General features: G+C 73.5%; 15 protein-coding genes. 9 read left to right on the top strand and 6 right to left on the bottom strand.

Translation table 11 applies throughout. The features are described from left to right. Positions 1–193 precede the first annotated feature (193 nt). The 3 genes from AC060L_RS30115 (at position 194) to AC060L_RS30105 (ending at position 3,306) form a co-directional block, all read left to right on the top strand. A complete protein-coding gene (locus AC060L_RS30115; protein WP_483802115.1) occupies positions 194–1,519 on the top strand; it encodes a M20/M25/M40 family metallo-hydrolase in 1,326 nt (441 codons plus the stop codon). A 312-nt stretch (positions 1,520–1,831) separates the two neighbouring features. Further along, entirely contained in the window at positions 1,832–2,074 is a 243-nt protein-coding gene (locus AC060L_RS30110; protein WP_483802114.1) for a chaplin, read from the top strand. A gap of 233 nt (positions 2,075–2,307) precedes the next feature. Then, positions 2,308–3,306, top strand: a complete 999-nt coding sequence (locus tag AC060L_RS30105) for a chaplin (RefSeq protein WP_483802113.1) — start codon at positions 2,308–2,310, stop codon at positions 3,304–3,306. 156 nt (positions 3,307–3,462) lie between these two features. Here the strand turns inward: AC060L_RS30105 and AC060L_RS30100 are convergent, their stop codons facing one another. Next, positions 3,463–3,675: a DUF5703 family protein gene (locus AC060L_RS30100; protein WP_483802112.1), complete on the bottom strand. Its 213-nt coding sequence runs from the start codon at positions 3,673–3,675 to the stop codon at positions 3,463–3,465. A 433-nt stretch (positions 3,676–4,108) separates the two neighbouring features. On the opposite strand from AC060L_RS30100, the gene AC060L_RS30095 reads away from it, so the two are divergent. Then, positions 4,109–4,711 carry a hypothetical protein gene (locus tag AC060L_RS30095; protein ID WP_483802111.1) on the top strand — a complete coding sequence of 201 codons (603 nt, stop codon included), beginning with the start codon at positions 4,109–4,111 and terminating at the stop codon, positions 4,709–4,711. 105 nt (positions 4,712–4,816) lie between these two features. Here AC060L_RS30095 and AC060L_RS30090 read toward each other — a convergent pair whose 3' ends face one another. Next, positions 4,817–7,108, bottom strand: a complete 2,292-nt coding sequence (locus tag AC060L_RS30090; RefSeq protein ID WP_483802110.1) for an ATP-binding domain-containing protein — start codon at positions 7,106–7,108, stop codon at positions 4,817–4,819. Further along, positions 7,105–8,085: an aldo/keto reductase gene (locus tag AC060L_RS30085; RefSeq protein ID WP_483802109.1), complete on the bottom strand. Its 981-nt coding sequence runs from the start codon at positions 8,083–8,085 to the stop codon at positions 7,105–7,107. The genes AC060L_RS30090 and AC060L_RS30085 overlap by 4 nt, the downstream gene beginning before the upstream one ends. A gap of 275 nt (positions 8,086–8,360) precedes the next feature. Here AC060L_RS30085 and AC060L_RS30080 point away from each other — a divergent pair, with 275 nt between their 5' ends. From AC060L_RS30080 to mshC, 5 genes are all read left to right on the top strand, one after another. Continuing rightward, positions 8,361–9,407: an LLM class F420-dependent oxidoreductase gene (locus AC060L_RS30080; protein ID WP_483802108.1), complete on the top strand. Its 1,047-nt coding sequence runs from the start codon at positions 8,361–8,363 to the stop codon at positions 9,405–9,407. A 258-nt stretch (positions 9,408–9,665) separates the two neighbouring features. Further along, a complete protein-coding gene (locus tag AC060L_RS30075; protein ID WP_483802107.1) occupies positions 9,666–10,442 on the top strand; it encodes a histidine phosphatase family protein in 777 nt (258 codons plus the stop codon). 66 nt (positions 10,443–10,508) lie between these two features. Beyond that, positions 10,509–11,078 (top strand): DUF3090 domain-containing protein, encoded by a 570-nt coding sequence (locus AC060L_RS30070; RefSeq protein WP_483802106.1) that lies wholly within the window; start codon positions 10,509–10,511, stop codon positions 11,076–11,078. A 104-nt stretch (positions 11,079–11,182) separates the two neighbouring features. Next, positions 11,183–12,013, top strand: a complete 831-nt coding sequence (locus AC060L_RS30065; RefSeq protein ID WP_483802133.1) for an SCO1664 family protein — start codon at positions 11,183–11,185, stop codon at positions 12,011–12,013. 192 nt (positions 12,014–12,205) lie between these two features. After that, positions 12,206–13,435 carry a cysteine--1-D-myo-inosityl 2-amino-2-deoxy-alpha-D-glucopyranoside ligase gene (gene mshC / locus AC060L_RS30060; protein WP_483802105.1) on the top strand — a complete coding sequence of 410 codons (1,230 nt, stop codon included), beginning with the start codon at positions 12,206–12,208 and terminating at the stop codon, positions 13,433–13,435. A gap of 62 nt (positions 13,436–13,497) precedes the next feature. Here the strand turns inward: mshC and AC060L_RS30055 are convergent, their stop codons facing one another. The 3 genes from AC060L_RS30055 to AC060L_RS30045 all read right to left on the bottom strand — a co-directional run bounded on the left by AC060L_RS30055 (position 13,498) and on the right by AC060L_RS30045 (position 17,011). Then, positions 13,498–14,517: a slipin family protein gene (locus AC060L_RS30055; protein WP_483802132.1), complete on the bottom strand. Its 1,020-nt coding sequence runs from the start codon at positions 14,515–14,517 to the stop codon at positions 13,498–13,500. Positions 14,518–14,734: 217 nt separating this feature from the next. Next, positions 14,735–15,865, bottom strand: coding sequence for a PAC2 family protein (locus AC060L_RS30050; protein ID WP_483802104.1), 1,131 nt, complete (start codon positions 15,863–15,865; stop codon positions 14,735–14,737). A gap of 312 nt (positions 15,866–16,177) precedes the next feature. Beyond that, positions 16,178–17,011: an SGNH/GDSL hydrolase family protein gene (locus AC060L_RS30045; RefSeq protein WP_483802103.1), complete on the bottom strand. Its 834-nt coding sequence runs from the start codon at positions 17,009–17,011 to the stop codon at positions 16,178–16,180. Positions 17,012–17,033 lie beyond the last annotated feature (22 nt).

Below are 17,033 nucleotides of genomic sequence, written 5' to 3'. Positions count from 1 at the left end.
TAACTGTAGCAAAGATCAGCTGTAGGTCCCAAAAACGAGGGGGAGCAGGGGTGGCCGGCCGGTGGACGGCAGGGTTGTGGCGGGGTCTGCGCGGGATTTCCTTGGGGTGAGCCGGGGGGTGGGGGAGGATGGCGGGACCGTGCCCGTGGGTTCCCGGCGAGGTCGGGGGCGGGGCTGAGGACGAGGAGTGACCGTGAGCGAGTCGAAGGCAGGGCCGCAGGTGACGGGGGAGTCGGAGGTCGCCGAGATCTGCCGGGACCTGATCCGGATCGACACCAGCAACTACGGCGACGGGTCCGGGCCGGGCGAGCGGGCTGCGGCGGAGTACGTGGCGGAGCAGCTGGCCGAGTTCGGGTTGGAGCCGCAGATCATCGAGTCCGCGAAGGGGCGGGCCTCGACCATCGTGCGGATCGAGGGGGAGGACCGGTCGCGGCCGGGACTGTTGATCCACGGGCACACCGACGTGGTGCCGGCCAATGCCGCGGACTGGACGCACCACCCGTTCTCGGGCGAGATCGCGGACGGTTGCGTCTGGGGGCGCGGCGCGGTGGACATGAAGGACATGGACGCCATGACGCTCGCCGTCGTGCGCGACCGGTTGCGGACCGGCCGGAAGCCTCCGCGTGACCTGGTGCTCGCGTTCCTCGCCGACGAGGAGGCCGGCGGGACGTACGGCGCGCGGTTCCTGGTGGACAAGCACCCGGGGCTGTTCGAGGGCGTGACCGAGGCGATCGGCGAGGTCGGCGGGTTCTCGTTCACCGTCAACGACAAGGCCCGGCTGTACCTGGTGGAGACGGCCGAGAAGGGCATCCACTGGATGCGGCTCACGGTCGAGGGCCGGGCCGGGCACGGCTCGATGGAGAACGACGACAACGCGATCACCGAGCTCTGCGAGGCGGTGGCCCGCCTCGGGCGCCACCAGTTCCCGCTGCGGATCACCAAGACCGTCAAGGCGTTCCTCGACGAGCTCTCGGACGCGCTCGGCGTGCGGCTCGACCCGGACGACATGGACGAGACGCTGCGGGTGCTCGGCGGCATCGCCAAGATGATCGGCACCACGCTGCGCAACACCGCGCAGCCGACCATGCTGGGCGCCGGCTACAAGGTGAACGTGATCCCGGGGCAGGCCACGGCGCACGTGGACGGGCGGTTCCTGCCCGGGTACGAGGAGGAGTTCCTCGCCGAGCTGGACAGTGTGCTCGGGCCGCGGGTGAAGCGGGAGAGCCTGCACAGCGACAAGGCGATCGAGACCGACTTCGACGGCGCGCTGGTGGCCGCCATGCAGTCGGCGCTGCGGGCCGAGGACCCGATCGCGCGGGCCGTGCCGTACTGCCTGTCCGGCGGGACGGACGCGAAGTCGTTCACCGACCTGGGGATCCGCTGCTTCGGCTTCGCGCCGCTGCAGCTGCCGCCGGAGCTGGACTTCGCGGGGATGTTCCACGGGGTGGACGAGCGGGTCCCGGTGGACGGCCTGAAGTTCGGCGTGCGGGTGCTGGACCGCTTCATCGACGCCTGCTGACAGCGGGAGCGAAGCGGAAGGGAAAAGACGAAGAGAAGCCGAAGAGAAGACGAAGAGCGTGCTTGAGGCCCGTCCCCGGGGTGCCGGGGGCGGGCTTTTCGCTGATTGTCGGAGTGGATGATGAGCGGCCGCGATGATGGCCGCTGAAGAAACGTTCCATCCACCATCTCCGGCTCGATCGTCAGAGCGATACTTCACCGCTGCGAGTGAATGCCGCCTCGGGTGCCGTACCCCGTTCGGCAGAGCCTCGTTCACTCATATGGCGGCCCGGGGAGCGGGTCGCTCGGATGATCAGGTGATCAGGAGAAAGTCATGCAGATCAAGAAGATTGCCGCTGTCACGGCTGCCGCGGGTGGTCTGATGCTGGCCGGCGCGGGTGTCGCCTCGGCGCACGGCGGCGCGGTGGCACAGGGTGCCGCGACCGACTCGCCCGGCGTGCTGTCCGGCAACCTGGTCCAGGTTCCGGTGCACATCCCGGTCAACGTGTGCGGCAACACGATCAGCGTCGTCGGCCTGCTGAACCCGGCCTTCGGCGACACCTGCTGGAACGGCTGACGGCTGATAGCAGGGGCGGGAGAGGGGCGCTCCGACTGGGGCGTCCCTCTCCGGCATTATCGGCCCGGGAAATTTCAAAACCACCTGTTCGAGTGAGGCGGGTCTGGTTGGGCCAACCTTTGCTGCGCTGGCTCGTTGAGTAGTGGGCGGGAAAATAGCTCGTCGGAAATTCCGACCATCAGATGTCAGGGGTACCTATGCGACAGGTTGCCAGAAAAGGGATCCTCACGGCGGTGGCCACCGGCAGTGTGCTGGCGTCCACTGCGGGTTACGCGTATGCGAGCGCCGATGCCGACGGGGCAGCGGCCGGGTCGCCAGGGGTCGCCTCGGGCAACACGGTGCAGGTGCCTGTCGACGCGCCGGTCAACCTGTGCGGCAACACGGTCGATGTCGTCGGCCTGTTGAACCCGGCGTACGGCAACCAGTGCGCCAACCACAGTGGTGGCTCGCACAGCGGTGGCCACCACGGCGGTGGGTGGCAGGGCGGTGGCAGCCAGAACGGTGGCGGCCAGAGCGGGGGCGGCAGTCAGAACGGCGGAAGCCAGAGCAGCGGCGGCCAGGGCGGCGGTGGCAGTCAGAGCGGCGGTGGCTCGCAGAACGGGCCGGGCGGCACCAGCACGCCTGGCGTCCCCAGCGTGCCCGGTGTCCCGGGCCTGCCGGGTGGCTCCGGCTCGCAGGGGCCGACCAACGGCGGCTCCGGCAGCGGCGGCACGGGCGGCAACGGGGGCTGGCACGGTGGCCCGGGCAGCGGCACCGGCACCGGTGGCAGCACGGCCGGCAGCTCCGCCTCCGGCGCCACCCACGGCTCGCCGGGCGTCGGCTCCGGCAACACCACGCAGGTTCCCGTGTCCGCCCCGGTCAACGCCTGCGGCAACACGATCGACGTCGTGGGCCTGCTGAACCCGGTGATGGGGAACGACTGCGCCAGTCAGACGACGCCCGCCGTGCCGATCTCGGTGCCGACCGGCGCGCCGACCACTGCTCCGCCGGCCACCCCGCCGGGCACGGTGCTGACGGCCGGCGGGGCGAAGCCCACGGCCGCCCCCGTCGCGGTGCCGAGCCAGCCGTCCACGCCGGCCCAGCAGCCGCCCGCGCAGCCCGTCACCCCGATGGCGACGCACGCGCAGCTGGCCTCGACCGGTGCGGACGGGCTGGAGTTCATCGCCCCGGCCGGGCTCGGGCTGCTGATCGCCGGTGGCGTGCTCTACCGCCGGGCCCGCACCGCCGCCTGATCGGCTGGTCGCTTGATCAGCTGATCGGCTGATCGATGACGGGCGCGGCCGATGCACGCGCCCGCGGGTCCTGGGACTGCCCCGGGGGCGCACTGGCCCCCGGGGCGTCCGTGTGACGTGATGCCGCGCCGGCCGCCCCCGGGCCGGTGCGGCCGGTCACCAGCTGGTGCGGACCTGCCGGATGATCCGGCGGCGCAGCAGCACCGTCCGGGTGCCGTCGGGGTCGAGCCTCAGCCTGTCCAGCTCCCAGTGCCCGTACTCGGCGTGCTCGGTGAGCAGCTGCCGTGCCGCATTGCGGGTCGTGCCGCGTGGCATGCGCAGCGACTGGTACTCGTACTCGGGCTGCCGGACCAGCTTCGGTGGGGTCAAGGGTTCGCCTCCTCAGCGACGTCTGCGGGCAAGCCTACGGCGTGCCCCCGACAGTGGCCGGGGCCCGGAGCCGCCCCCGGGCCGGCCACGCGCCATGCTCCCAGGAGACGCTTCCTGATGCACGATCAATTCCCGGGAGTGAACGGCGCCTGGTGGCGTTCTACCCGTGCTCGCCGCCCGCGATGCGGGGACGCGCCGGACCGGACGGTTCGCGTGAGGTGCGGCAGCGGAACCGCGGATGTCCGGCTCGCGCACCCGGCACGGGCGTGCGCTCGAACGGCCGTCGACCGGTGCTCGGACACCGCTGGCGGCGTGCTCGGACCTGACGCAGAACCGCACGGTTCGGACATCGCGGGTCAAGTTGCCGGGTTTTCCGGTGCTCAGAGTGGAACCCCTGTGCAGTCCGACCCCAGGTACGGATAGCGTCTGCCTCATGTCTGATGCCGCGCAGCTCACCCGGACCGAGGTACGCGAAGCCGCCGAGGCGGTCAAGGCCGCTATCGACCGCCATTTGGAAGCTGTGTCGAGCAGCACCACCGACGATGATCCCGCGATTTTCGCGGCCTACGAGGAGTTGGCCGCGGCGGCCATCGCCTACGACCAGTTGCTCTACGAGGTCTACGACGAGGTGACCCCGTTCGAGGTCCCCGGCGACGGCGGCCCGGGGAGCTATCGCGGCCCCGAGGAGCCGGAGGCGGTCAGCGTGCTGATCCGCCGCGACTACCGGATCGCCGACCCGCAGCGGCTGCGTGCCCAGGCGGAGCGGCTGGACAGCTCGCTGTCCCCGGTGGACGGCCCCGGCGAGGGCGTGACGGCCGCCGTCGGCCTGGTCTTCGGCGAGTACGAGCCGGACGAGATCGCCGCCCGGGCCGAGGAGTTCGGCCTGGAGGAGGGCGACGCGACGCTCTGGGTGACGGCGACCGAGGTGGCGGAGCCGGGTGAGTGGCTGGCCGAGCCGTTCGACAGCCCGGACCCGCACCTGCTGCTCTGCCGCTTCGACGTCAGCGAGGTGTACGACGACGAGCCGGAGGACTGAGCTCCGCCGAGTCCCACGAGTCCCAGCGGCCGATGGCCGTGCCGGCACGCGAGCTCGCCTCGCGTGCCGGCGCAGCCATGGCCGCAACCGTCGGACCGACGGGTGTCAGTACGCCTGCTCGGCGTTCTCCGCCAGGATCGCCCGCAGCCGGGTCGTGCGCGGTGTGGCCGGCCGCTCGGCGACGGCCTGGGCCAGCGCGGGGCCGGCCGCGTGCACCACGGACAGGTGCCGCTCGGCCCGCCCGAAGGCGGTGTAGACCCACTGCCGGGTGAGTCCGGCGGCGGCGTCCTCCGGCACCACCACGACGGCGGCCGGCCAGCGCCGCCCGGCAGCCTGATGGACCGTCATGGCCCAGCCGTGCCGCAGCCGGTCGATCTGCGCCGGGGTGATGGTCAGCTGGTCGGACGATCCATCGGTCGGCTGATCCGACGAACCGCTCGGCATGCCGCTCGACGCGCCGTTCGGCGAACCGTCGGGCTGGGCGTCCGGGGTCGGGGCCGGTGCCGGGACCGGGCCCAGCGAGATGTGCAGCCCTCGGCCGTCCCCGCCCGTCACCGTGCCCGGCCGGTTGATCCCCGGCGCCGGCGAGTACACCACCCGGTCCCCGGGGTCGAAGCCGGCGAACCGGCCGGGCCCGGGGTTCAGCCGCGCCTTGGCCGCCGCGTTCAGCGCCCGGGTGCCGGCGCCGCCGCCGTGGCCTGGGGTGAGCAGCACGGTCTGCTCGGTCGGGATGCCCAGCGCACGCGGGATCGAGTCGGTGAGCAGTTGGACGGCCCGGTGCACGGCCTCGGCGGCGTCCCGGGCGGTCAGGATCACCACCTCCTTGTCCGGCGCCTCGACGCTCGACAGCTCGCCGATGCCGATCCCGGAGACGAGCTCGCCGATCGGGCCGAGGTCGGGGGTGCGCGAGGCGACCACGGGACAGGCCTTCACGGCCAGCAGGTCGGCGAAGAGCCGCCCGGGACCGGCCGACCAGAGCTGGCCGGGATCGCCGCTGAGCACCAGCCGGGTGCCGTCGGCCAGCGCCTCGACGAGCGTCGCGGCGAGCTCCAGATCGAGCAGCGGCGCGTCCTGGACGATCAGCAGGTCCAGCGCGAGCGAGCCGTCCTCGGCGCGCCCGACCGGGGAGCCGGCGCCGAGCAGCGCGGCCAGCGTGACCGGGGCCGTGGCGGCGGGCGTGCCGGCCGGCAGCAGGGCGCGCAGCGCGTCCCGGCCGTGCTCGGTCCAGGAGGCCGCCCAGGCGCGCAGCCCGAGCCCGCACGCGGCATCCAGCAACGCGGCGAGCTCGCCACGCGAGGCGGCGTCGCCGGTGTGCAGGACGAGCGGGTTCGCGGCCACGGCCTCGATCAGCGCGCGGGCGGAGGCGGACGGCGCGGCGGCAGCGGCGGCCGCCCAGTCGGCGCTGGTGACCCTGGCGGCGGTGGTGGCCAAAGGCGCTGACGGTTCGTCGGTGGACGGGTCGTCAGCCGGCGCTTCGTCGAGCGGTGCGCCCTCGGGCTCGAAGGTGGACATGATCCGGACCAGCCCGTCCGCCGCGCTCTCCTCCGCGAGCGCGAGCCGCTCCAGCGCGAGCAGCATCCGCATCGGCGGCTCCTCGTCCTCCTCGGTCTGCCGGGCGCCGGGGCCGGTCTCCTCCTCCTGGAACGGCATCACCCGGCCGTCGAGCACGGCCTCCTGGAGCGCCTGCGCGGGGTCGGGCAGGCCGAGCTTCTCCAGGCCGGCCTGGAGCTCGGCCGCCTCCAGCGCGGAGTGGCCGCGCACCGCGGCCTGCTCCAGCAGCCAGACGGCGAGTGCCTGGCCGCGGCGCGAGTCGCCGGGGCCGGCCGCCGGGCCGAGCAGCGCGCGGGCGAAGCCGTCCGCCTGCTCGGGGCGCACGCCGGGCAGTGTGAGGAGCACCCACGGGTCCTCACGCAGCAGCCCGGCCGCGCCTTCGCCGAACGCGCCGACGGCGGCCTGCGCGAGCCCGTCGACGGCCGGCGCCGGCGCGCCGCCTGCGGTGAGCACCTCGGCGACGGCGCTGACGGCGGCGGCACGCGTCTCATCGGTGGCGGCGGCGGTAGTGGTGCCGGCGCCGGTGCTGGTGGCGGGCGCATCGCCGGAGCCCGCAGCGGTCGCGGTGGTCGCGGCGCCCTGCCCGACGTTGCGGATCGCCTCCGCGAGCGCGGCGACCTCCGCGGCGTGCGCCTGCGCGTCACGCGGCGCGGCGGCAGTCTCGGGATCGCCTGCCTCCGGCCCGTCAGCCGCCGCCTCCGCCCGCGCCTCGGCTGCCGCAGCAGGGGCGTGCGACGCCGCCGCGCGCTCCGCCGCGTCGGGCACCGCAGCGTCGTGCTCCACCGTGCCGTGCTCCGCCGCACTGTCCGGCGTGGCGGCGGCCGCCTCGTCGTGGGTCTGACTCACAGTTCGTTCCAGTCCTGCTCGGGGTAGCGGCGCGAAGGTGCCGAGATGTCGTCCAGCGCGCCACGGATCTCACCCGGAAGCGTAAGCGCCTCCACCGACAGTGCCTGCTGCAGCTGGGCCGCCGTCCGGGCGCCGACGATCGCGCTGCCCACCCCCGGCCGGTCCCGCACCCAGGAGAGCGCGACCGCCAGCGGACTGCTCGCCAGCCCGTCCGCAGCGGTGGCCACCGCGTCCACGATCCGCCGCGAGCGCTCGCCGAGATAGGGCTGCACGAAGCCGGCGAAGTACGCCGAGGCGGCGCGCGAGTCCTGCGGCACGGCGTGCCGGTACTTGCCGGTCAGCACCCCGCGCCCGAGCGGCGAGTACGCGAGCAGGCCGATCCCGGCGTCCTCGGCGGCCGGCAGTGCCTCGCGTTCGATGCCGCGCTGGAGCAGCGAGTACTCCAGCTGCGCGCCGACCAGCGGCACCCGGCCGGGCGCGGCGCGCTGCCAGGTGGCGGCCTTGGCGAGCTGCCAGCCGCTGTAGTTGGCGACCCCGACGTACCGGGCCCGGCCGGAGCAGACGGCCAGGTCGAGCGCGTGCATGGTCTCCTCGGTCGGGGTGCCCGGGTCGAAGGCGTGCACCTGCCAGAGGTCGACGTAGTCGGTGCCGAGCCGGCGCAGCGAGGCGTCCAGGGCGGCGAGCAGGTGGCCGCGCGAGGTGTCGAAGCGGCGGTCGCTCTCCGGCACGCTGCCGGCCTTGGTGGCGATGACGAGTTCCGAGCGCGGGATCAGACTGTCCGTCAATCGGGAGAGCAGGTATTCGGCGCCGCCGTCCGCGTAGACGTCCGCGGTGTCGATGAGCGTTCCGCCGGCGTCCACGAACTCCTTGAGCTGCTCGGCGGCCACCTGCTCGTCGGTGTCCCGGCCCCAGGTCATGGTGCCCAGACCGAGCCGGGAGACCCGCAGACCACTGCGGCCGAGATGACGCTGCTCCATGCCGGAGGACCCCCTCGCTGGTGACGTGCTGGTGAGCGTAGTGGCCCGCTTTCACCCAGCCGCGCAGACCCGCGCAGCGGCCCCCGCGTGCCACCCGCACCGGCCGCCACGCGCCTGGCCGCCCGCCCCCGCGCGCCTGTCCGCACCGCTCCTTGCCCGCCCCCGCCCACCCCGGCGGATGTGACGCGCCACACAGCTACCGGTCGGTAGCCGGTCCCCGCCCACCCGGCTAACCTCACGACGAATGCTCCTCGCCCGAAAGGCACGGCACGCTCATGCGACTCGGTATCAATCTCGGTTACTGGGGACTCGGCCTGGACGCCGACAACATCGCGGTCGCCCAGGAGGCCGACCGGCTCGGCTACTCGGTCTGCTGGGCCGCCGAGGCCTACGGCTCGGACGCCGCGACCGTGCTCTCCTACGTGGCCGCGAAGACCGAGCGGATCGACGTCGGCTCGGCCATCTTCCAGATCCCGGCCCGCACCCCGGCGATGACCGCGATGACCGCCGCCACCCTGGACACGCTCTCCGGCGGCCGGTTCCGGCTCGGCCTCGGCGTCTCAGGGCCGCAGGTCTCCGAGGGCTGGTACGGCGTCAAGTTCGACAAGCCGCTGGCCCGCACCCGCGAGTACGTGGAGATCATCCGCAAGGCGATGTCCCGCGAGCGGCTCACCCACCAGGGCGCGAACTGGACGCTGCCGCTGCCCGGCGGCCCGGGCAAGCCGCTCAAGCTGACGGTGCATCCGGTGCGCGAGCGGATCCCGCTGTACATCGCGGCGATCGGCCCGAAGAACCTGGAGCTCACCGGCGAGATCGCCGACGGCTGGCTCGGCATCTTCTTCGCCCCCGAGCACGCCGCCGTCTCGCTCGACCCGGTGTGGGCCGGGCGGGCGAAGGCGGGGCTCGGCAAGGAGGGCTTCGACGTCTGCCCGACCGTGGGGATCGCGGTCGGCGAGGACGTCGCGGCGCTCGCCGACAGCCAGCGCGACTACGTCGCGCTCTACATCGGCGGGATGGGCAGCAAGGAGAAGAACTTCTACAACCAGCTCACCCGCCGGATGGGTTACGAGCAGGCCGCCGACGAGATCCAGCAGCGCTACCTGGCCGGGGACAAGGCGGGTGCCGCGGCCGCCGTCCCGCAGGAGCTGATCGAGGCGACCGCGCTGCTCGGCACCCGGGAGCGGATCGCCGACCGGATGCGGGCCTACGCGGACGCCGGGGTCACCACGCTCACGCTGGCTCCGGCCGGCTGGACGCTGGACGAGCGGATCACCGCGCTGCGCACCGGCGTCGAGGCGCTGGAGCTGGCCGGGCTGGCCTGAGGTCGGTCCCGGTCCGAGGCCGGCCCGGCCTGAGCCGTCGTCAACCGGAGTCCTCGAGCCGCCCTGGAGTCGTCCTGGAGCCGCCCTGGAGCTGCCCGGGAGCCGGTCGGGGGTCCGCCGCAAGCGTGGCGGGCCCCGCTCTGTTGACGGCTCCCGCTCCCTCCTCACCCCCGTCCGCACTTGACACAGTGCGCCGGTGGGGCGGCTGCGGCCGGGAGCGGGGCGGGGCTTCGCCGGGCACGTCGTAGGCTTGGGACCATGCCCACACTGCTGCTGGTACGCCATGGCCGCTCGACCGCCAACACGGCCGGGATCCTCGCTGGTTGGACGCCCGGTGTCGAGCTGGACGAGACCGGCCGGGCGCAGGCGGCCGGGCTGGTCGACCGGCTGGCCGGAGTGCCGATCGCGCGCGTGGTCAGCAGCCCGCTGGAGCGCTGCCGGCAGACCGTCGAGCCGCTGCTGGCGGCCCGCCCCGAACTGGGCGAGGCGACGCTGGACGAGCGGTTCGGCGAGTGCCACTACGGCGAGTGGACCGGACGGCCGCTCTCCGAGCTGGCCAAGGAGCCGCTCTGGCGGACGGTCCAGGACCACGCCTCGGCGGCCGCCTTCCCCGGCGGCGAGTCGCTGCGCGCGCTCAGCCACCGCACCGTGCAGGCGGCCCGCGAGTGGGACGAGAAGATCGCCGCCGAGTACGGCCCGAACGCGGTCTGGCTGGCCGCCAGCCACGGCGACGTGATCAAGGCGATCGTGGCCGACGCGCTCGGTCTGCACCTGGACCACTTCCAGCGGATCAACGTCGATCCGTGCACCGTGACGGTGATCCGCTACACCCCGATGCGCCCGTTCCTGCTGCGGATGGGCGACACCGGCGACCTGAGCAGCCTGCGCGTCAGGGCAGCGGCCGACGGCGACGCCGTGATCGGCGGCTCCACCGGCGCCGACGAGAGCACTGGCGAGAGCACCGACACGAGCATCGCCGAAAGCGCCGCCGACCGAGTCGGCGGCGAAGGCACCGAGGCTGTGCCGACGCCGTAGGGTGAAGAAACAGCCCGCGCAAACCTCCAACGACCGACAGACACGTTCACACCCCGGAGCGAGAGAGTGCCCCGACAGGTCTTCTTCTACGACCAGCCCGAGCGGTTCGTGGCCGGCACCGTCGGCCAGCCCGGCTCGCGGGCGTTCTTCCTGCAGGCCAGCGCGAGCGGCCGGATCACCAGCGTGCTGCTGGAGAAGACGCAGGTGGCCGCGCTCGCCGAGCGGGTCGAGGAGGTGCTGGACGAAGCGCTGCGGCGCAGCGGCGGCCAGGCCCCGATCCCGGCCGTGGCGCCGGCCGAACTGATCGACACCGCTCCGCTGGACCTGCCGCTGGAGCAGGAGTTCCGGGTCGGCACGATGGCGCTCGCCTGGGACAGCGGCGAGAGCTGCCTGGTGGTCGAGGCGCAGGCGGTGCTGGAGGACGCCGAGGAGGAGGAATCCGAGGAGGCGGTCTTCGAGGACGACGAGAACGGCCCCGACATGCTGCGGGTGCGGCTGACCGGGGCGATGGCCCGGGTCTTCGCCAAGCGCGCGCTGGACCTGGTGGCGGCCGGACGCAAGCCCTGCCCGTTCTGCAACCTGCCGCTCGACCCGGAGGGGCACCTGTGCCCGCGCGCGAACGGCTACCGGCGCTGAACGCCGACCAGGCCCCGGTGGCCGAGCCCACCCCGGCGACGGACGAGACGGCCCCGGGGGCGGCCGAGACCCCGCCGTCCGGCAGCGAGGCCCCGGAGCGGGACATACCGGAGGCCGACCCGGCCGTCGGCGCCGCGCTGGCCGCCGACGTCCCGAGCGCACTCACGCTGCTGCGCGAGGGCGAGCTCACGGTGCACGGCCAGCTGACCGACGCGTCCAACGCCGCGCTGTACTGCTCGGTCGCGCTGGACGGCGTCAGCGCGCTCTGCATCTACAAGCCGGTGGCCGGCGAGCGCCCGCTCTGGGACTTCCCGGACGGCACGCTGGCCGGCCGCGAGGTCGCCGCCTACGAGCTGGGCGCCGCGACCGGCTGGGCGCCGATCCCGCCCACCGTGCTGCGCGACGGGCCGTACGGCAGCGGCATGGTGCAGATCTGGGTCGAGCCGGACCCGAAGGCCGAGTCGCTGCTGGCGCTCCAGGACCAGGACGGCCCCGAGCCGGGCTGGCTGCCGATCGTGCTGGCCGAGGTCGGCGAGGGCCGGACCGCGCTGCTGGTGCACGCCGACGACGAGCGGCTGCGCCGGCTCGCCGTGCTGGACGCGGTGCTCAACAACTCCGACCGCAAGGGCGGCCACCTGCTCGCCGCGGCCGACGGCCGGCTCTACGGCATCGACCACGGCGTCACCTTCGCGGTGCCCGGCAAGCTGCGCACGCTGCTCTGGGGCTGGGCGAACGAACCGCTGACCGAGGAGGCGGTGGAGACGCTGGGCCGGCTCGCGGCCGAGCTGGACGGCGCGCTGGGGGAGCGGCTGCGGCCGCATCTGACGAAGGCTGAACTGACGGCCACTCGCCGGCGGATCGCCGGGCTGCTGAGTGACGGACGCCACCCGGTGCCGTCCCAGGAATGGCCGTCGATCCCCTGGCCGCCGGTCTGATCGACCCGTACCCACAGCCACGGAGCACCCCCTCCGCAACTCATCCGCCGACTCGGGAATAGCCCGGGTCGGCGGACCGTTTTCGCAGCCGTTGCGACCAGGCCGACGGGGGAAACCCGTGCCGGCACGGGTTTCAGCCGAATCTCCGTACTGGTTAGCCTTTCAAATGATCGCAAGGTTAGAGTCGAACTCATGCATGCCTGGCCCGCTTCCGAGGTTCCCGCCCTGCCTGGTCAGGGACTCCCCCTGCGTATCCACGACACCGCCGTGGGCACGGTCCGCGAGGTCGTGCCGCAAGGCCGTACCGCGCGGCTGTACGTCTGCGGGATCACCCCGTACGACGCCACCCACCTGGGCCACGCCGCGACCTACAACGCCTTCGACCTGGTCCAGCGGGTCTGGCGGGACGCCGGTCACGACGTCCTGTACGTGCAGAACGTGACCGACGTGGACGACCCGCTGCTGGAGCGCGCGGTCGCCACCGGTCAGGACTGGACGGCGCTCGCCGAGCGTGAGACGGCGCTGTTCCGCGAGGACATGACGGCGCTGCGGATCCTGCCGCCGGCCCACTACATCGGCGCGGTCGAGTCGATCCCGTGGATCGTCCCGCTGGTCAAGAAGCTGCTCGCGAGCGGCGCCGCGTACGAGCTGGACGGCGACATCTACTTCTCCGTCGAGGCCGACCCGCGGTTCGGCGAGGTCTCCCGGCTCAGCCGCGAGGAGATGCTGCCGATCTTCGGCGAGCGCGGCGGCGACCCGGAGCGCCCGGGCAAGCGCCACCCGCTGGACGCGCTGCTCTGGCTGGCCGCCCGCCCGGGCGAGCCGGCCTGGGACACCGAGCTCGGCCACGGCCGCCCCGGCTGGCACATCGAGTGCGTGGCGATCGCGCTGGAGTACCTGGACATGTCCTTCGACATCCAGGGCGGCGGCAGCGACCTGTCCTTCCCGCACCACGAGATGGGCGCCTCGCACGCCCAGGCCGCCACCGGCGCCCACCCGTACGCGCGCGCCTACGTGCACGCCGGGATGGTCGCGCTGGACGGCCACAAGATGTCCAAGTCCCGCGGCAACCTGGTCTTCGTCTCCGCGCTGCGCCGCGACGGCGTGGACCCGGCGGCGATCCGGCTCGCGCTGCTCTCGCACCACTACCGCTCCGACTGGGAGTGGACCAAGACCACGCTGGACGAGGCCGTCGAGCGCCTCGCCCGCTGGCGTGCCGCGGTCTCCCGGCCGGACGGCCCGCCGGCCGAGGAGCTGCTCGCCGAGGTGCGCGCCGCGCTCGCCGAGGACCTGAACGCGCCGGCCGCGCTCGCCGCGGTGGACCGCTGGGCGGACCGGCAGGCAGCCACCGGCGGCACGGACATCGGCGCGCCGGGCCTGGTCTCGCGCACGGTGGACGCACTGCTGGGCGTCGCGCTGTAAGGCTGACCCGCAACTCGTACCGAGGGCCGCCGACCTGACAACAGGTCGGCGGCCCTCTGCGTTCACCGCTGTTCGCCGGGCTCGACCGGCTCGGTGGGGACGACCGGTTCGATCGGGACGACGGACTCCGTGGGGTCGAGCGCGGTGGCCGGCACGCCATCCTGAGGCTGCCCGTCGAGCTCTGCGCCATCCTGGAGCTGACTGTCCTGGAGCTGCTCCGCCTCCTGGAGCTGACTGTCCTGGAGCTGCCCCTCCTGGAGCTTGGCCTCCTGCCGGTCCGCCTCCTGGCGCAGGGTCCGCAGCCGCTGTGCCTCCTGGGTGCTCGCGGCGCTGTCCAGGAACCGCAGCAGCTCCACCGGGAACGGCAGGACCAGCGTCGAGTTCTTCTCGGCGGCGACCTCCACCACCGTCTGCAACAGGCGCAGCTGGAGCGCCGCCGGGGTGGCGCTCATGATCGAGGCGGCCTCGGAGAGCTGCTTGGACGCCTGGTACTCGCCGTCCGCGGTGATGATCCGGGCGCGCCGCTCACGGTCCGCCTCGGCCTGCCGGGCCATCGAGCGCTTCATCGACTCGGGCAGCGCGACGTCCTTGATCTCCACCCGGTCGATCTGGATGCCCCAGCCGAGCGCCGGGCTGTCCAGCATCAGTTCCAGCCCCTGGTTGAGCGGTTCACGGTTGGCGAGCAGGTCGTCCAGCTCGCTCTTGCCGATGATCGAACGCAGCGAGGTCTGGGCGACCTGGGAGATCGCGAACTGGTAGTCCTGCACGTTCACGGTGGCGCGGACCGGGTCCACCACCTTGAAGTAGACGACCGCGTCCACCCGCACGGTCACGTTGTCCCGGGTGATGCCCTCCTGGGCCGGCACCGGCATCGTGATGATCTGCACGTTCACCCGGCGGATCCGGTCGGCGACCGGCATCAGCATCACCAGACCCGGCTGGCGGATGTCGTCCCGCACCTTGCCGAAGCGGAACACCACGCCCCGCTGGAACTGCTGCACGACCCGCACGCTCATCGCAGCCCAGACCCCGCCGAGCGCGGCGAGCCCAGCCAGTGCCCCCAGTACCGCATCCACTATCATCGCCGTCACCTCGGCCACACCCGGCTCCGGTGTTCCACGGTACTCCCGTGCACCTGGCGCAGCGCCGCCCGTCCGGCACGCCGAAGCAGCCCGACCAGCGGCTCGCCGCCGCAGGTGGTCTAGACCCTTGACAGGGATCGGTCGGGACGGTGGACTGGACGCGGCCGATGACCGGCGGCTGCCCGACGCCGGTCATCGGCCACCTGTGAAGCCCCGCTCAGCGGTCGGCGCCGCCGTTCCCGCCGGCAGCCTCCTCGCCGCTCTGCTCGCCGTGGCCCTGTTCCGGATCCGGTGCCAAGCCGTCGGTGGCCGGCCCGTCCGCTGCGGCCGAGCCGCCGGTCTCCGTCTCCAGCTCCGCCACCGTCTCCGGGGCCGCCTCCGTCTCCAGGTCCGCCCCCGGGTCCAGCTCCAGGTCCGGCTCCGCCCGCGTCTCGGTCGACCCGGCCGGCTGCTCGGGGCGTTCGGCGAGCGCCCGCCCGGTCACCGGCTTCTCGCCGCTCGGCCCCTGGTTGTCCCGGCGGCGCAGGTAGCGCTCGAACTCGCGGGCGATCGCGTCCCCGCTCGCCTCCGGCAGCTCGGCGGTGTCCTGGGCCTCCTCCAACTGCTGCACGTACTCGGCGACCTCGCTGTCCTCGGCGGCCAGCTGGTCCACGCCCAGCTGCCAGGCCCGCGAGTCCTCGGGCAGTTCGCCCGGCGGGATCCGCAGGTCCAGCAGGTCCTCCAGCTTGTTCAGCAGCGCGAGCGTCGCCTTCGGGTTCGGCGGCTGCGCCACGTAGTGCGGCACCGCGGCCCAGAGCGTGACGGCCGGTACCCCGGCGTGCGCGCAGGCCTCCTGGAGCACGCCGACGATCCCGGTCGGCCCCTCGTAGCGGCTCTCCTCCAGGTCGAGCGTGCGGGCCAGGTCCGGGTCCGAGGTGACGCCGCTGACCGGAACCGGACGGCTGTGCGGGGTGTCGCCGAGCAGCGCGCCCATGATCACCACCAGCTCCACGCCCAGCTCGTGGGCGAAGCCGAGGAGCTCGTTGCAGTACGAGCGCCAGCGCATGCTCGGCTCGATGCCGCGCACCAGCACCAGGTCACGGGTCTTCGGCTCGGTCACCCGGACCACCGAGAGCCGGGTGGTCGGCCAGGTGATCCGCCGGACCCCGCCGTCCAGCCAGACGGTCGGCCGGTTCACCTGGAAGTCGTAGTAGTCCTCCGCATCCAGGGCGGCGAACACCTTGCCGCCCCAGGTCTCGTCCAGATGTCCGACCGCCGTGGAGGCGGCGTCGCCCGCGTCGTTCCAGCCTTCGAAGGCACAGACCATGACCGGGTCGATCAACTCGGGAACATCTTCCAACTCGATCACCCAGCGTCTCCCTCCGGCCGGCCTGGCCGTGCCCCCTGCCCCAGCGGGCCGGTTGCCCTGCATCCGGCCGGCTGCCGACTGCTCTCCTCACCGTGGAACGCTCCGTTCCACGGACCCTACCTGCCCAGCCTACGGGCTTTGATGCGCGCCGATTCCGACCGGCGGCCGACCCGTCGGGACAGTCTCGGCGGTGTTTCCCCAGGACGCCACCGGTTATCCGTGGACGTCCGTTGCTGTTCGGCCGCTGTTCCACTCTCGCAGTGATCCGCTCTCCCGCGCGCTGCCGTCCGGCACTCGGGCAGCCGGGCCGGGCTACGCCGTCAGCGCCTGGTCCACCACCGGCAGGTAGCCGCGGGCCTGACCGTCCGCGGTCGGGTGGAAGGACTCCCACAGGGTCAGCAGGACGATCCCGTTGATCCACTCGGTGCCGTGCGCGGCGCAGACACCGTGGCCGGTGAACGGCGGGCGCGGATCGGCGAACCGGTCGCCGTGCGCGGTGGCCTTCGCGCGCAGCAGCTCGTCCAGCTGGTCGGCCAGCGTGGCGAAGCGCGCCCGGCGCGCGTCGGTGCCGGTCCAGCAGGTGCCGGTGGCAGGGCTCTCCAGCAGGTGCGGATAGCCGGTCAGTACCACCCGGGCGCCGGGTGCGGCCGCCGTCACCGCGGTCAGCAGCCCGTCGAGCCGGCCGGGCAGCTCGTCGCGGAGCAGCCGGGCGGCGGTGTCGAGCGCCTGGTCGCAGCGCGCCTCGGTGGTCAGGGGCTGCAGGCAGTCGACGACCGCGTCCGCGAAGCCGAGGTCGTTGCCGCCGACCGTGAGGGTGACCAGCCCGGTGCCGGCCGGCACCGCGGGCAGCTGGCCGGTGAGCACCTGCTGGGTGTCGGCGCCGTAGCAGGCGAGGTCGTGGAAGGCCGCGGGCGCGTGCACGGCGGCCCAGAGCGCGGGGTAGCCGCGACTGCTGCGGTGGCAGTCGCCGGCCGCCTGGTCGTAGTCCCCGGCCCCGACACCGGCGGCGTACGAGTCGCCGAGCGCGACGTAGCCGGGGACGGCGGCGGTGCGGTGGGCCGAGGCGCCCGCCGGGGCGGCGGCGCCGAGCAGCAGGGGGACGGTCGCCACGGCGGTCAGCAGCCGGCGGCAGGCAGAGGTGATCATGGCGACGCATGGTAGCCGAATG

The sequence above is a fragment of the Kitasatospora sp. NEAU-69 genome (assembly GCF_057158765.1).
Note: the sequence above shows the minus strand (reverse complement) of the source record. Positions and strands in the feature narration are given on the sequence as shown.

Coding starts and splice junctions, on each gene's coding strand:
- AC060L_RS30055 (WP_483802132.1), bottom strand. CDS start 14,517: ATGATAGTGGATGCGGTACTGGGGGCACTGGCTGGGCTCGCCGCGCTC.
- AC060L_RS30085 (WP_483802109.1), bottom strand. CDS start 8,085: ATGGAGCAGCGTCATCTCGGCCGCAGTGGTCTGCGGGTCTCCCGGCTC.
- mshC (WP_483802105.1), top strand. CDS start 12,206: ATGCATGCCTGGCCCGCTTCCGAGGTTCCCGCCCTGCCTGGTCAGGGA.
- AC060L_RS30110 (WP_483802114.1), top strand. CDS start 1,832: ATGCAGATCAAGAAGATTGCCGCTGTCACGGCTGCCGCGGGTGGTCTG.
- AC060L_RS30095 (WP_483802111.1), top strand. CDS start 4,109: ATGTCTGATGCCGCGCAGCTCACCCGGACCGAGGTACGCGAAGCCGCC.
- AC060L_RS30045 (WP_483802103.1), bottom strand. CDS start 17,011: ATGATCACCTCTGCCTGCCGCCGGCTGCTGACCGCCGTGGCGACCGTC.
- AC060L_RS30075 (WP_483802107.1), top strand. CDS start 9,666: ATGCCCACACTGCTGCTGGTACGCCATGGCCGCTCGACCGCCAACACG.
- AC060L_RS30080 (WP_483802108.1), top strand. CDS start 8,361: ATGCGACTCGGTATCAATCTCGGTTACTGGGGACTCGGCCTGGACGCC.